General features: G+C 69.0%; 17 protein-coding genes. 12 read left to right on the top strand and 5 right to left on the bottom strand.

What is annotated here, in order from left to right; translation table 11 throughout:
• The first annotated feature begins 506 nt into the window (after nucleotides 1-506).
• Nucleotides 507-1016 (top strand): DUF4177 domain-containing protein, encoded by a 510-nt coding sequence (locus tag E3D03_RS06690; protein WP_263566316.1) that lies wholly within the window; start codon nucleotides 507-509, stop codon nucleotides 1014-1016.
• 135 nt (nucleotides 1017-1151) lie between these two features.
• Here E3D03_RS06690 and E3D03_RS06695 read toward each other — a convergent pair whose 3' ends face one another.
• Nucleotides 1152-1361, bottom strand: a complete 210-nt coding sequence (locus tag E3D03_RS06695; protein WP_263566317.1) for a SlyX family protein — start codon at nucleotides 1359-1361, stop codon at nucleotides 1152-1154.
• Nucleotides 1362-1409: 48 nt separating this feature from the next.
• Here E3D03_RS06695 and hisS point away from each other — a divergent pair, with 48 nt between their 5' ends.
• From hisS to E3D03_RS06715, 4 genes are read left to right on the top strand one after another with little or no spacing between them, the layout of a single operon-like run.
• The gene (gene hisS, locus E3D03_RS06700) at nucleotides 1410-2894 is read left to right on the top strand and encodes a histidine--tRNA ligase (protein ID WP_263566318.1); all 1485 of its coding nucleotides are present in this window, start codon (nucleotides 1410-1412) and stop codon (nucleotides 2892-2894) included.
• Nucleotides 2891-3973, top strand: a complete 1083-nt coding sequence (locus tag E3D03_RS06705) for an ATP phosphoribosyltransferase regulatory subunit (protein WP_263566319.1) — start codon at nucleotides 2891-2893, stop codon at nucleotides 3971-3973. Before hisS ends, E3D03_RS06705 begins: the two co-directional genes overlap by 4 nt.
• Nucleotides 3970-4647: an ATP phosphoribosyltransferase gene (gene hisG / locus E3D03_RS06710; RefSeq protein ID WP_263566320.1), complete on the top strand. Its 678-nt coding sequence runs from the start codon at nucleotides 3970-3972 to the stop codon at nucleotides 4645-4647. The genes E3D03_RS06705 and hisG overlap by 4 nt, the downstream gene beginning before the upstream one ends.
• A gap of 53 nt (nucleotides 4648-4700) precedes the next feature.
• Entirely contained in the window at nucleotides 4701-5069 is a 369-nt protein-coding gene (locus E3D03_RS06715) for a hypothetical protein (protein ID WP_263566321.1), read from the top strand.
• Nucleotides 5070-5119: 50 nt separating this feature from the next.
• Here the strand turns inward: E3D03_RS06715 and ftsY are convergent, their stop codons facing one another.
• Nucleotides 5120-6175, bottom strand: a complete 1056-nt coding sequence (ftsY, locus tag E3D03_RS06720) for a signal recognition particle-docking protein FtsY (protein ID WP_263566322.1) — start codon at nucleotides 6173-6175, stop codon at nucleotides 5120-5122.
• Between the two features lie 129 nt (nucleotides 6176-6304).
• A complete protein-coding gene (locus tag E3D03_RS06725; protein ID WP_263566323.1) occupies nucleotides 6305-7234 on the bottom strand; it encodes a class I fructose-bisphosphate aldolase in 930 nt (309 codons plus the stop codon).
• A gap of 126 nt (nucleotides 7235-7360) precedes the next feature.
• On the opposite strand from E3D03_RS06725, the gene E3D03_RS06730 reads away from it, so the two are divergent.
• Nucleotides 7361-7567, top strand: coding sequence for a hypothetical protein (locus E3D03_RS06730; protein ID WP_263566324.1), 207 nt, complete (start codon nucleotides 7361-7363; stop codon nucleotides 7565-7567).
• A 94-nt stretch (nucleotides 7568-7661) separates the two neighbouring features.
• Nucleotides 7662-7898 carry a hypothetical protein gene (locus tag E3D03_RS06735; RefSeq protein WP_263566325.1) on the top strand — a complete coding sequence of 79 codons (237 nt, stop codon included), beginning with the start codon at nucleotides 7662-7664 and terminating at the stop codon, nucleotides 7896-7898.
• 41 nt (nucleotides 7899-7939) lie between these two features.
• Here the strand turns inward: E3D03_RS06735 and E3D03_RS06740 are convergent, their stop codons facing one another.
• A complete protein-coding gene (locus tag E3D03_RS06740) occupies nucleotides 7940-9136 on the bottom strand; it encodes a phosphoglycerate kinase (RefSeq protein WP_263566326.1) in 1197 nt (398 codons plus the stop codon).
• 159 nt (nucleotides 9137-9295) lie between these two features.
• On the opposite strand from E3D03_RS06740, the gene E3D03_RS06745 reads away from it, so the two are divergent.
• The 5 genes from E3D03_RS06745 to E3D03_RS06765 all read left to right on the top strand — a co-directional run bounded on the left by E3D03_RS06745 (nucleotide 9296) and on the right by E3D03_RS06765 (nucleotide 13217).
• A complete protein-coding gene (locus E3D03_RS06745; protein ID WP_263566327.1) occupies nucleotides 9296-9805 on the top strand; it encodes a peptidylprolyl isomerase in 510 nt (169 codons plus the stop codon).
• Nucleotides 9795-10388, top strand: a complete 594-nt coding sequence (locus tag E3D03_RS06750; RefSeq protein ID WP_263566328.1) for a peptidylprolyl isomerase — start codon at nucleotides 9795-9797, stop codon at nucleotides 10386-10388. Before E3D03_RS06745 ends, E3D03_RS06750 begins: the two co-directional genes overlap by 11 nt.
• A gap of 61 nt (nucleotides 10389-10449) precedes the next feature.
• Entirely contained in the window at nucleotides 10450-10911 is a 462-nt protein-coding gene (locus E3D03_RS06755; protein WP_263566329.1) for a YaiI/YqxD family protein, read from the top strand.
• 122 nt (nucleotides 10912-11033) lie between these two features.
• Nucleotides 11034-12491: a metal-dependent hydrolase family protein gene (locus tag E3D03_RS06760; protein WP_263566330.1), complete on the top strand. Its 1458-nt coding sequence runs from the start codon at nucleotides 11034-11036 to the stop codon at nucleotides 12489-12491.
• Between the two features lie 3 nt (nucleotides 12492-12494).
• Nucleotides 12495-13217, top strand: a complete 723-nt coding sequence (locus E3D03_RS06765) for a hypothetical protein (protein ID WP_263566331.1) — start codon at nucleotides 12495-12497, stop codon at nucleotides 13215-13217.
• 33 nt (nucleotides 13218-13250) lie between these two features.
• On the opposite strand, the gene tyrS is transcribed toward E3D03_RS06765, so the two are convergent.
• Complete coding sequence (gene tyrS, locus E3D03_RS06770; RefSeq protein ID WP_263566332.1) at nucleotides 13251-14489, bottom strand: tyrosine--tRNA ligase; 1239 nt, start codon at nucleotides 14487-14489, stop codon at nucleotides 13251-13253.
• Nucleotides 14490-14498 lie beyond the last annotated feature (9 nt).

Genomic DNA, 14498 nt, shown 5'->3' on the forward strand with positions numbered 1-14498 from the left:
GCGCGGCGATGGAACCGGATCGGCCTTTCGCCTCCATTCGTCTGCATCCAATTGCCGGTTGCGTCCCGGATCTCCTGCCGGGACGGTTCGGGGAGGGGCCCGGCATCAGTCCAGACCGCACCACCTGCTTGCATCAGGTCCAAGCGCGTTCTGCGCCTTCCGCCATCGTTGCTCTGATGCCAGCAAGTCAGCCTGTCGTGGAAGTTCTCGCGGGTGCTGATTGCGATCTGCAACATGCGGCCTCTTCTTCGGCCAATCGTCGAACACCTCGGGCCGTCCGTCCATGCCCGCACCTCATCCACGAAGAACCCGCGCGCGCCCATCTTGCGCCCCCGGCCAGCCCAGCCGGTCGGGGAAAAGCCCTGCGCTGCATCATCGCGTTGGTGATGTCGCGCAGCCGCGCGTCCTTGGGCCGCGCCTCGCGCCCGCCCTCGTCCGGGGCAGCGCGCGACGCTTCCCTTGCCGGCGCATCTCGCCTAACCTGCGCGCAAAAGAAAGGCGAGAGCATGAGCAGCTACGAATACACCGTCATTCCCGCCCCGGCGCGCGGCGAAAAGGCCAAGGGTGCCCGCACCGGCATCGAACGCTTCGCCGCGACGCTGGCCGACGTGCTGAACGACATGGCGCGCGAGGGCTGGGAATATGTCCGCGCCGAGGTGCTGCCGGCCGAGGAACGCTCGGGCCTCACCAGCCGCACCACCGTCTATCACAACCTGCTGGTCTTCCGCCGCGCCCTCGTGGCCGAGCCTGCCCGCAGCCTGCCTCTCGAGGAGCCCGTCGCGACCCCGACCACACCTCCGACCGCCGCGCCATCCGTTGCGCCCGAAGCGCCGGCACCGATTCGCCCGGCGGAGCCGACCGCGGCCCAATCCGCGCCGGTCCGCGCGCCCTTCAGCCAGCCGATGCGCGCCATGCCGCAACAGCAGGCCCATGCCCGCGCCGCCGAACCGCCGCTGACCGCGCCGCCGCAGGCCGCGATGCCGGCCGGCCCGCGCCTCGGCCCGGCAACCCGCTGACCCTTCTCCGTTTCGGAAATACCCCCGGGCTTCCAGACGCCCGGGAAAAGGTCCGGGAGACCTTTTCAGTCGAGAAGGCGCCGGCACGGGCCCGATAGCCCGGCAAGGGGGCGCGGGGCAGCGCCCCTCGGCCCTTCACCAATGCGGCGGGCGCTGGTCGGCCAAGGGAATGGTGCCGCCCTCGGCTTCGCGTTCCGCCTCGCGCTCCATCAGCAGCCCGACCCGCCGGCTCAGCCGGACGATCTCGCGCTCCTGGCGCGCCACGACCTCGGACAGGTCGTCGACCACCCGGCTCAGATGCGCCACGGTCTCCTCCAGCCGCAACTCCCGCTCGTGCTTGTCCATCAACCCTCCATCCGCTAGACCCGCGCCTGGAAAAGCCCGAGGCAAACCATGGCGAAAGATCAGAAGAAACAGCCCCGACCCAAGGCGGAAACGCCCAAGGGGTTCCGTGACTATTTCGGCGCGGACGTCACCGAACGCAAGCAGATGCTGGACCGCATCGCCGAGATCTATCATCGCCACGGCTTCGAGCCCCTGGAAACCAGCGCCGTGGAGACCGTCGAAGCGCTGGGCAAGTTCCTGCCCGACGTGGACCGCCCGAACGCGGGCGTCTTTGCCTGGCAAGAGGCCGAGGTTCCGGGGGGCGGCGCCGGCGACTGGCTGGCGCTGCGCTATGACCTGACCGCGCCCCTGGCGCGCGTCGCGGCGCAGTTCCGAAACGACCTGCCCAGCCCCTATCGGCGCTATGCCATGGGCCCGGTCTGGCGCAACGAAAAGCCGGGGCCGGGCCGGTTCCGCCAGTTCTATCAATGCGATGCCGATACCGTGGGCTCTGCCTCGGTCGCCGCGGATGCCGAGATCTGCGCCATGCTGGCGGCGGCGCTGGAACATGCCGGCATCGCCCGCGGCGATTACCTGATCCGCATCAACAACCGCAAGGTGCTGAACGGCATCCTGGAAGCCATGGGCGTGGCCGAGGGCAAGCCCGCGGACGACGTGCTGCGCACCATCGACAAGTTCGACAAGGTCGGCGAGGAGGGCGTGCGCCAGCTGCTGACCTCGGGCCGCAAGGACGAATCCGGCGCCTTCATCGACGGCGTGGGCCTGAGCCCGGAACAGGCCGGGCCGGTGCTGGCCTTTCTGACCTCGAAGGGTGCGGACAACGCCGCGACGCTGGCCAATCTCCGCGCCGCCGTCGGTGCCTCGGCCGTGGGCGCCGAGGGGGTCGAGGAACTCGCCCAGATCGCCGACATGCTCGCCGCCATGGGCGTGGGCGAGGATCGCGCCGTGATCGACCCCTCGATCGTGCGCGGCCTCGGCTATTACACCGGCCCGGTGTTCGAGGCCGAGCTGACCTTCGAGATCCTCGACGACAAGGGCCGCAAGCGCCAGTTCGGCTCGGTCGCGGGCGGCGGGCGCTACGACGGGTTGGTCGAACGCTTCACCGGCCAGAAGGTGCCGGCGACCGGCATCTCCATCGGCGTCGACCGGCTGCTGGCCGCGCTGCGCGCCAAGGGGCTGATGGGCGGCGAGGCGCAGGGCCCGGTGGTCGTCACCGTTATGGACCGCGACCGCATGGCCGATTACCAGGCCATGGCCGCCGAGCTGCGCGCCGCCGGCATCCGCGCCGAGGTCTATCTGGCCAACCCGAAGAACTTCGGCAACCAGCTGAGATATGCCGACAAGCGCAATGCCCCGGTCGCGATCATCCAGGGCGGCGACGAGGCGGCGCGCGGCGTGGTGCAGGTCAAGGACCTGGTCCTGGGCGCGAAGATCGCCGCCGAGGCCAGCCACGAGGAATGGAAATCCCAGCCCGCCCAGACCGAGGTGCCGCGCGACCGGCTGGTCGCCGAAGTCCGGCGCATCCTCGGATGAGCAAGCGCGAGAAACAGGCCATCGGCCAGCAGATCCTCGCGGCCTTCCGCGCCGCCGGCGCGCAGGAAGTCGCGCCCGATCTGCTGCTGCCGGCCGAGACGCTGCTGGACCTTTACGGCGAGGATATCCGCGCCCGCGCCTATGTCACCCAGGACCCGATCCGGGGCGAGATGATGCTGCGGCCGGACTTCACCGTGCCGGTCGTGCAGATGCATATGCAGAACGGCGCCGAGCCCGCGCGCTATTGCTACCTGGGCGAGGTGTTCCGCAAGCAGGACCATGGCGAGACCCGGCCCGAGCACCCGCGCGACAACGAATACCTGCAAGCCGGTTTCGAGCTTTTCGCCCGCGACCCGGACGCCGATGCCGAGGTCTTTGCGCTGTTTCACAGCGTGCTCAAGCCGCTGGGCCTGCAGGCCAGCATGGGCGACATGGACCTGCTGATGGATGCGGTGCGCGCGCTGCCGCTGTCGGGCGCGCGCCGCGCCGCACTTCTGCACCACATCTGGCGACCGCGCCGCTTTGCCAAGGCGCTGGCGCGTTTCGCCGCGCCGTCCGAGCCGCGCGCCTGGGCCGACAGCACGGCGCCCTGGACCGGGCTGCGCAGCCCGGAAGAGATGCAGGCCCGGCTTGACCGGCTGCGCGCCGATGCCGCCGAGGCGCCGCTGCCGGCGCTTTGGGTCGCGCGGCTCGAGCGGCTGTTTGCCATCGACGCCCCGGCGCCCGAGGCGCTGCGCGAGTTGCGCGGACTGGCCGCCGACATTCCCGACATCGCCCCGGCGGTGGACCGGCTGGAACGCAACCTCGGCCTGCTCGCGGCGCGCGGCATCGACGTGGCGGCGATCCGGTTCGACGCCAGCCACGGCCGGCATACGATGGAATATTACGACGGCATGACCTTCAGCTTCACCGCCCCGGGCCGGGCCGACTGGCCGCCGGTCGCCACCGGCGGGCGCTATGATGCCCTGGCCGCGGTGCTGGGGCAGGCACAGGGCCGCTCGATCCCGGCGGTGGGCGGCATCATCCGCCCCGGGCTGGTGCATGAACTGGGGGGGCCAGTCTTGGGGAAATCGGCATGATCCGGCTGGGGGTGCCGTCCAAGGGGCGGCTGATGGAGCAGACCTTCGACTGGTTCGCAGAACGCGGCGTGCGGCTGTCGCGCGCGGGCTCGGACCGCGAATATGCCGGCCGGGTCGAGGGCGCGGAGAATGTCGCGCTGGTGCTGTTGTCGGCGGGCGAGATCCCGCGCGAGTTGCAGGCCGGCCGCATCCACCTGGGCGTGACCGGCACCGACCTGATCCGCGAGAAGCTGGCCGGCTGGCGCAGCCATGTCGAGGAACTGGCGCCGATGGGCTTCGGCCATGCCGACCTGATCCTGGCCGTGCCGGCCTGCTGGCGCGATTGCGAGAGCCTGGACGATTTCGCCACCATCGCCCGCGACTTCCGCGCCGAGCACGGCTTCCGCCTGCGCATCGCCACGAAATACCACCGGCTGGTGCGGGCCTGGCTTTCGGCCGAGGAGGTCGCGGATTACCAGCTGGTCGACAGCCAGGGCGCGACCGAGGGCACGGTGGCGAACCTGACCGCCGAGGCCATTGCCGACATCACCTCCTCGGGCGAGACCTTGCGGGCGAACCACCTCAAGATCATCGAGGGCGCGCCGATCCTGCGCAGCCAGGCGACGCTGCTGCGCTCGGTCGCGGCCGGGGACGCGGCCGAGGTGCGGGAATTCGCCGCCCGGCTGGGACTCTAGCAACCGCGGACGGGGCAGGGACGTTCCTCTTGGCAACCAACCGGAGGAAACCGATGCGCTTGCCCGTCCTGCTGATCGCCCTTGCCGCCACCCCCGCCCTGGCCTCCAGCGACGAAGCCTGGGAGCAGTTCCGTGCCGAGGTGGAACAGGCCTGCACGGCGCTGGCGCCGGCCGAGGGCGAAACGGCGATCGAGATCAACCCCTTCGGCTCCGAAAGCTATGGCGCGGCGCTGCTGATCACCACGCTGGCCGATTGCGGTGCCGACCGCTATGTCTGCATCTACGACAAGAAGGCCAAGACGGCCGAGCTGACCGCCGCCTTCGAGCAGCCCAAGGACGTGTCGATGCCGGCCGCGACCAGCGAGGGCAACGTCGTGCCCGAGGAAACGACCAAGACGGATACGCATCTGGTCAAGCCCTGACGTCGCCCGGCTTGCCCGGTCGCAGGGGTATTTGAAAAACAGAGAAAGCCTCAGTCGAGCCCGACCAGCGCCCGGGCGAAGTCGCGGGCGTCGAAGGCGTCGAGGTCGTCGATCTGTTCGCCGACGCCGATGGCATGGATCGGCAGGCCGAAGCGGTCGGCCAGCGCCACCAGCACGCCGCCGCGCGCGGTGCCGTCGAGCTTGGTCATGACCAGGCCCGAGACATCGGCGAGCTTCTGGAAGGTCTCGACCTGGCTCAGCGCGTTCTGGCCGGTGGTGGCGTCCAATACCAACAGCGTGTTGTGCGGCGCCGAGGGGTCCTTCTTGCGGATGACGCGGACGATCTTGGCCAGCTCCTCCATCAGGTCCTGGCGATTCTGCAAGCGGCCGGCGGTGTCGATCATCAACAGGTCGGCGCCCTCGGCCTCGGCCCGGGTCATGGCGTCGAAGGCAAGGCTGGCGGGGTCCGAACCCTCGGGCGCGGTCATCACCGGCACGCCGGCGCGCTGGCCCCAGACCTGCAATTGCTCGACGGCGGCGGCGCGGAAAGTGTCGCCGGCGGCAATGACGACATTCTTGCCCGCCGCCTTGAACTGGCTTGCCAGCTTGCCGATGGTCGTGGTCTTGCCCGAGCCGTTCACGCCCACGACCAGCACCACCTGCGGCCGCTTGGGATAGATCGGCAGCGGCCGCGCGACCGGGGTCATGATCCGGGCGATCTCGGCGGCCAGCAGTTCCTTCAGCTCGGTGGCCGAGATGCGGCGGCCCATGCGGCCCTCGGCGATATTGGCGGTGACGCGCAGCGCGGTCTCGACGCCCATGTCGGCCTGGATCAGCATCTCCTCCAGTTGCTCGAGCATCTCGTCGTCCAGCTCGCGCCGCGGCTCGGCCGGGGCGGCCTGGCCGAAGATGCGGCCAAGAAGCCCGGGCTTGGCCGGCGCTTCAGGGGGCGGGGCCTCCGGGGCGGGTGCGGCAACCGGCGGCGCAGGCTGCACCGATGCCGCGCCTTGCGGTTCGGCGCCTTCGGACACGATGTCATCCAGCCCCGCGCCGATCTTCGACGACGACCGCGTCAGCCGCTCGCGCAGTTTCGAGAAAAACGCCATGCACCCATCCTTCTGCCTGTGGCGCGAGAGACTAGGCGTTCCGCGGCCAAAGGAAAAGGGCGCCTGCGAAGCGCCCTTCTTTCTTGTCGAAATATCCCGGGGGTGCGGGGGCAGCGCCCCCGCGGGCGCTCAGGCCTTGCCCAGATAGATGTCGACCAGCTTCTGCAGCATCTCCAGCGCATCCTCGCGCGAGCGCTGGAAGCTGTTGCGGCCGATGATCGAGCCATTGCCGCCGCCATCGCGGATGGCGCGGGCATCGTCAAAGACCGCGTCCGCACCCTTGGCCGCGCCGCCCGAGAACACCACGATGCGGCGGCCGTTGAACGAGGCCTGCATGCAATGCGCCACGCGCTTGGCCTGGGTCGAGACGTCGATCTTCTTGTCCTCGTAGACTTTCTTCGCTTCCGGCAGCATCAGGTGGTCCGTGGAGAGCTTGATCTTGATGATATGCGCGCCGATCAGCGCCGCGATCTGGGCGGCATAGGCGGCGATGTCGATGGCGGTCTCGCCGTCCTTGGTAATCGCCTCGCCGCGCGGATAGGACCAGATCACGGTCGCCACGCCCTTGGCGGCGGCTTCCTTGCGCATCTCGACGATCTCTTCGACCATGTCGAGCGCCATGTCCGAGCCCGGATAGATGGTGAAGCCGATGGCCGAGCAGCCCAGCCGCAGCGCGTCGTCGACCGAAGCCGTGATCGCCTGGTTCTTGCCGGCGGTGTCCGACATCAGCGAATTGGCCGAGTTCACCTTCAGGATGGTCGGGATCTGGCCGGCAAAGGTATCGGCGCCCGCCTCGATCATGCCCAAGGGCGCGGCATAGGCGTTCAGCCCGGCGTCGATCGCCAGCTGATAGTGGTAATGCGGGTCATAGCCGGCCGGGTTCGGGGCGAAGCTGCGCGCCGGGCCGTGCTCGAAGCCCTGGTCCACCGGCAGGATGATCATCTTGCCGGTGCCGGCCAGCTTGCCGGTCATCAGCATGCGGGCCAGCTGGGCCTTCACACCAGGCGCTTCGCCCTCGTAATTGGCGAGGATCTTGCGGACGGTATCGGTCATCTGCATCGGGAACTCCATGTCGAGAATGGCGGCTGCTTAGCAGACCCGCCGCCAAGGGCAATCAGGGTTGCGCTAACGGAACTTCCTGCCCGGCCGCGCGTTATATGCGCTCGTAATCGGGAGGATATTCCCATGGCGAACGAAGACCCCGCAGGCATTCCCGAACAGATCCGCCAGAACCGGCCTTTCTTCCTGGTGCTTGGCCTGGCGTTCGCGATTTCCATCTGCGCCTTCCTGTATATCCTGTTCATGGATACCAGCGACCGCGACATCGAGCGCAACCTGCCGCCGGCCGTCACGGTGCCGGCGCCGCAGGCCCCCGCTGCGGCCTCTGGTTAAGGCCAGCCTGCCGGGCGGGGGTTTGCCGTCCGCCCGGCAACCTTGACGGGAACCGCGGCTTCCCTTGCCGGGTTTTGCCGGAGAGGAGATCGTCATGTCACACAATACCGAACCCGAGAAAGCCGCCCGCCGTCACCCGGCGGCGATCATCGCCATTGCGGTCGCGCTGGCGATCGCCGCGCTGGCGGCCTTCCTGTTCCTTGGCGCCGAGCCCGAGGAGACGAACGACGTCTCGCGCGTCGAATCGGAAACGCCGGCGACGGCCGAGGGCACGGCAACCCCGGCGCCCGCGCAGCCGACCGAGGCGCCCGCCGCGCCTGCGCAGAACTGAAAAAGGGGACCGCTACGGCCCCCAGGATCGCTTCGCCGGCCTCAGTGCTTTTGCAGCGCCGCGACGCCGGGCAGCTCCTTGCCTTCCATCCATTCCAGGAAGGCGCCGCCGGCGGTCGAGATGAAGGTGAAATCGCCCGCGACCCCGGCCTTGTTCAGCGCCGCCACCGTGTCGCCGCCGCCGGCGACCGAGATCAGCTTGCCCTCGCGCGTCAGCCGCGCCGCCTCAGCCGCGGCGGCATTGGTCGCGGCGTCGAAGGGGGCGATCTCGAAGGCGCCGAGCGGGCCGTTCCAGATCAGCGTGCGCGAGGCCTCGAAGACGGCGCGGATCGCCTCGACCGTCTGCGGCCCGGCGTCGAGGATCATCGCATCGGCCGGGCAGGCGTCGGCGGCCACGGTTTCGCTGTCCGCGCCGGCCTTGAACTCGCGGGCCACGACGACATCGACCGGCAGGTGGATGGTGCAGCCGCCGCTTTGCGCCTTGGTCAGGATCTCGCGCGCGGTCTCGGCCATGTCGCGTTCGGCCAGCGATTTGCCGACCTCGATGCCTTGGGCGACCAGGAAGGTATTGGCCATGCCGCCGCCGATCACCAGGTGGTCGACCTTCTCGATCAGGTTGCCGAGCAGGTCGAGCTTGGTCGAGACCTTGGCGCCGCCGACCACCGCCACCACCGGGCGCTGCGGATTGCCAAGCGCGGCGTCCAGCGCCTTCAGCTCCGCCTCCATCAGCCGGCCGGCGGCGGCGGGCAGCAGCCGCGCCAGCCCCTCGGTCGAGGCATGGGCCCGATGCGCGGCCGAGAAGGCGTCGTTGACATAGGCCTGCCCCAGCGCCGCCAGCGAGGCGGCAAAGGTCGGGTCGTTTTCCTCTTCGCCGGGATAGAAGCGGGTGTTTTCCAGCAGCGCCACATCGCCCGGCTTCAGGTCGGCCACCACGCGCTTGGCCGGGCCGCCGATGGCTTCCTCGGCGAATTTCACCGGCTGGCCAAGCGCCGCCTCCAGCGCCGGCAGCACGACCTTCAGGCTCATCGCATCCACGCGCTTGCCCTTGGGACGGTCGAAATGCGCCAGCAGCACCGGGATGCCGCCCTTGGCCTGGATGTCCCTGACGGTCGGCACGATCTTCTCGATCCGGGTCGCGTCGGTGACCTGGCCGCTCTCGACCGGGACGTTCACGTCCACGCGGACGAGCACAACCTTGCCGTTCAGATCCAGATCGTCGATCGTGTTGAAATCCGCCATCTCGTTTCCTTTCCTGCCGGGCTGACGCAGCCGTGCGCGGTTTTCCCGCACAATGACATATTCGTCAACCGGCAGGGCGAACCCGGATGCCCGGGCGGCGTTGTGCGACCGGGACGAAATGCGTAAGGCTGCACCCGAGCCTGAGAAGAGGAGACCCCCATGGCCGAGATCAAGGATCCCGAGAACACGGTCATCATCGCGCTGAAGGACGGCCCGGTGGTGATCGAACTGCTGACCGACGTTGCCCCCAGGCATGCCGAGCGCATGAAGGAACTGGCCCGGGCCGGGAAATACGACAACGTGGCCTTCCACCGCGTGATCGAGGGCTTCATGGCCCAGACCGGCGACGTGGAACACGCCAACATGGAAAACAACTACAACCCGGGCCGCGCCGGCACGGGCGGGTCGGACCTGCCGGACCTGCCGGCCGAGTTCTCGCGCCTGCCGCATGACCGCGGCACGCTGGGCGCCGCGCGCTCGATGAACCCGAACAGCGCGAACAGCCAGTTCTTCATCAACTTCAAGGACAACCATTTCCTGAACGGCCAGTATACCGTCTATGGCCGCGTCATCGAGGGCATGGAGCATGTCGACAAGATCGCCCGCGGCGAGCCGCCGGCGAACCCCGACCGGATGATCTCGGTGAAGGTGGCGGCCGATGTGGAATAAGCTGCTGATCCCGGCGCTGGTCTTCGGCGCGGCCTCGGCGCAGGCGGCGGGCCTGCCGGGCGTGACCGACGGGCCGGGTCCGAACCTGGTGATCGAGGTCGCCGACGCCAAGGGCGCGGCCAAGGGCCAGATCGTGCTGGATCTCTACAACGACAAGGCGCCGAAGCATGTCGAGCGTCTGGTCGGCCTGGCGAAATCCGGCGCCTATGACGGGGTGGTGTTCCATCGCGTGATCGACGGCTTCATGGCCCAGACCGGCGACGTGGAATTCGGCAAGCACGGCGGCGATACCGCGCGCGCCGGCATGGGTGGTTCCAGCCTGCCGGACCTGCCGGCCGAATTCAACGATGTCAGCTTCCAGGCCGGCACCGTGGGCATGGCGCGCTCGCAGGATCCCAACAGCGCCAACAGCCAGTTCTTCATCGACCTGGCCCCGGCCGAGTTCCTGGACAACCAGTATACCGTCGTGGGCCAGCTGGTCGACGGCTGGGACGTGCTGAACGCCGTCAAGAAGGGCGATCCGGCCGCCAATGGCGCGGTGATCGAGCCCGATTACATGGTCAAGGTCACGGTTCAGGAGTGATCCGGCCGACCCGACCCGGAAAGCCCCGCCAGCGCGGGGCTTTTTCATCGCAGGAGGACCGATGACCACGCTTTACATCGACGCCGACGCCTGCCCGGTGAAAGCCGAGGCCGAGCGCGTCGCCACCAGGCTGCGGCTGCCGATGGTGCTGGTCTGCAACGGCGGGCTGCGGCCCTCGGCGAATCCTTTCGTGCGTTTGCAGATCGTCCCCGACGGCCCGGACGAGGCCGACAAGTGGATCGCGAGCGCCTGCGGGCCGGGCGACGTGGTGGTCACCTCGGACATCCCGCTGGCCGACCGCTGCCTCAAGGCCGGGGCGCAGGTGGTCCAGCCCGACGGCGAGGTGCTGACGCTGGCCAATATCGGCGGCCGGCTGGCGACGCGCGACCTGATGCAGGACCTGCGCGCCTCGGACCCGTTCCTGCAGGGCCGGGGCGGCGGCTTCGGCAAGGCGGAGCGGGCGCGGTTCCTGCAATCGCTGGACCGGGTGATGGCCGCGGCGCTGCGCGTGCAGCCGCGCTAGGCAACCCGGCCGCGGTCGCGCGGGCGCGGAATCCTGTTGCCAGCAACGACAGATAAGCCTGATATGTGCGCATCGCCGCGGGTCGGGAGATGCGCGGCACCGTCTCGATATACGGAGCGCGCATGTGCCTGACCTGCCTTGAAACCGTCGCAAGCACCGGCACGGTGCGTTTCTGCCAATGCGGCAGCCCCCAGACCCTGGCCGCCATGGCCCGGATCGAGGCCGACATCTCGCGCCGGCAGATCATCGGCGGCATGGCGGCGGTGCTGGGCATGTTCGCGGGCTTCGGCCTCGCCCCGCGCGAACTGCGGGCCCAGACCCCGGCCCGGCCGCTGCTGCTGACCAACCTGCGGCTTTTCGACGGCCAGACCCTGTCCCTGCGCGAAGGGGTCGAGATCCTGGTCGATTCCGGCCGCATCGCCGCGCTGCCGGGGGTGGGGCAGGGGCCGCAGGACGCCGAGCGCATCGACTGCGGCGGGCGCACGGTCATCCCCGGCCTGATCGACAGCCACTGGCATGCGACGCTGGCCGGGGTGAGCCAGATCGCGGCGATGACGCAGGACATCGGCTTCGTGCACCTGATGTCGGGCAAGCAGGCCGGCGACACGCTGATGCGCGGCTTTACCACCGTGCGCGACGTCGGCGGCCCGGCCTTCGGGCTGAAGGCGGCCATCGACCGCGGCGTGGTGACCGGGCCGCGGATCTTCCCCTCGGGCGCGATCCTGTCGCAGACCTCGGGCCATGGCGATTTTCGCTTTTCGAACGCGCTGCCGATGATGCCCTCGGACCCGGCGGATTATGCCACGCGCCAGGGCATGACCGCGCTGGCCGACGGCGCCCCCGAGGTGTTGCGCCGCACGCGCGAGCAGCTGATGAAGGGCGCGAGCCAGATCAAGATCAGCGCCGGCGGCGGCGTCGCCTCGCAATACGACCCGCTGGAATCGCTGCAGTTCACCCTGGACGAGATGCGGGCGGCGGTGGATGCGGCCAGCGACTGGGGCACCTATGTCTGCGCCCATGTCTATACCGCGCCCGGCATTCGCCGCTGCATCGAGGCCGGGGTGAAATCCATCGAGCACGGCCAGCTGGCCGACGAGGATACCGTGCGCATGATGGCCGACCGCGGCATCTGGTGGTCGATCCAGCCCTTCCTGGCCGACGAGGATTCCAACACCTACACCGACCCCAAGGCCGCCGCCGCGCAAAAGGCGGTGGCCGAGGGCACGGTGCAGGCCTTTGAATGGGCCGACAGGCACAAGGTTAACTGGGCCTTCGGCACCGATATCCTGTATGGCGGCGGCGAATCGCAGGGCCGGCAGCTGGCGAAGCTGGCGCGTTTCATGTCGCCGCTGGCGGCGCTGCATCGCGCGACCGGCGCGGCTGGCGAATTGCTGGCGCTGTCGGGCGGCCGCGCGCCCTATGACGGGCGGCTGGGGGTGATCGCCGAGGGCGCGCTGGCCGACCTGCTGGTCATCGACGGCGATACCGAGGCGAGCCTCGACTGGCTGGCCGATACCGCCAATCTGCGGCTGATCATGAAGAACGGCCGCCTGTTCAAGAACGAGTTGCAAGGGGGGTAGAGGATGCGCGAATTCCTGGCGGCCGCCGCGGCGGTGCTTTCCACGGGGCTTGCCCCCGCCATGGCGCAGGACTGGTCGGGGCAGATCACGCCCTATGTCTGGGGCGCGGGCCTGGGCGGCGACGTGACGCCCTTTGCCGGGGCGCCGACGCTGGCCTTCGACAAGTCGCTGTCCGAGGTGCTCGAGGATACCGACGGCGCCTTCTTCCTGTCGGGCTTCGCCCGGCGCGATCGGCTGGTGCTGATGGGCGATCTGAGCTGGTCGGCCAGCTCCAAGGCCGGCACCCTGCCGCCGGGCCTGCCGGCCGCGGGCAAGGTCACGCAGCGCTCGCTGACGCTGCTTGCCGGCTGGCGCGTGGTGTCGAACGACCGCATGACGCTGGATGCGCTGGCCGGTGCCCGGGCCTGGCGGGTCGAAAGCCGGATCAAGATCGCCGGCGGCGCGATCCAGGCCTCGCCCGGCAAGGATTTCATCGATCCGATCCTGGCGCTGCGGGCCAATGTCGCGCTGGCGCCGCAATGGTCGGCGATCCTCTATGCCGATGTGGGCGGCGGCGCGGGGTCCGAGCACACCAGCCAGTTCCTCGCGACGGTGAATTATCAGGTCACCGACCAGCTTTACGTCTCGGCCGGCTACCGCCAACTGAACGTCGATTATCGCGACGGCGGCACGCGGCTGGACGTGACCATGGCCGGGCCGATCCTGGGCGCCACCTGGCGCTTCTGACGAAAAGGCCGGGGTCGCCCCCGGCCTGGCCGCCTAGCCCAGTTGCACCATGCGGTGCTTCTTCTTGCCGACCGAGACCTTCAGCCCGTCGCCGATCAGCGCCGCGTCCACCGCCAGCTGCGGGTCGCTGACGGGGTCGTTGTTCAGCCGCAGCCCGCCCTCGGCGATGAGCCGCTTGGCTTCTTTCCCCGAGGCGGCGATGCCGGTCTGCGCCAGCAGTTGCACCACCGACAGGGGCAGCGCATCCGCGCCAACCGTCACCACCTCGAGGTCGCCGCCGGCGCCGCCCTGTTCGAAGACCTCGCGCGCCGTGGCCTCGGCCGAGGCGGCGGCCTCGGCGCCGTGCAGCAGCGTCGTCACCGCGTTGGCCAGGATGATCTTGGCGGCGTTGATCTCGGACCCCGACAGCGCGCCCAGGCGGTCGCATTCCGCGACCGGCAGGTCGGTATAAAGCTTCAGGAACCGGCCCACGTCGGCGTCGGTGGTGTTGCGCCAGAACTGCCAGAACTCGTAAGGCGACAGCATGGCGCCGTTCAGCCAGACCGCGCCGCCCTGCGACTTGCCCATCTTGCGCCCGTCCGAGGTGGTCAGCAAGGGCGAGGTCAGGCCCCAGATCTCGCCATCCAGCACGCGGCGGGTCAGGTCGATGCCGTTGACGATATTGCCCCACTGGTCCGAGCCGCCCATCTGCAGCCGGCAGTCGTAGCGGCGATACAGTTCTAGGAAGTCGTAGGCCTGCAGGATCATGTAGTTGAATTCGAGGAAGCTCAGCGATTGCTCGCGATCCAGCCGCGACTTGACCGATTCGAACGACAGCATCCGGTTGACCGAGAAATGCCGGCCGATGTCGCGCAGGAAATCGAGGTAGTTGAGGCTGTCCAGCCATTCGGCATTGTTGAGCATCATCGCGCGCCCCTCGCCATAGTCGAGGTAGCGGGCAAAGACCTGCTGCATGCCGTCGATATTCGCCTGGATCGCGTCCGGGGTCAGCAGCGGGCGCTCCTCGCTGCGGAAGCTGGGGTCGCCGACCTTGGTGGTGCCGCCGCCCATCAGGGTGATCGGACGGTTGCCGGTCTTCTGGAACCAGCGCAGCATCATGATGTTCAGCAGGTGCCCGACATGCAGGCTGGCTGCCGTCGCGTCATAACCGATATATGCCGTCACCGGTCCGTTGATCAGGGCTTCGTCCAGCGCCTGCAGGTCGGTGCAGTCCGCCAGATAGCCACGCTCGATCATCACGTTCAGGAAATCGGATTTGGCATGGTAGGTCATGGGCTTTTC

Origin of the sequence: Paracoccus sp. DMF (assembly GCF_004407025.1) — a bacterium.
GTDB classification, from domain to species: Bacteria; Pseudomonadota; Alphaproteobacteria; order Rhodobacterales; family Rhodobacteraceae; genus Paracoccus; species Paracoccus aminovorans_B.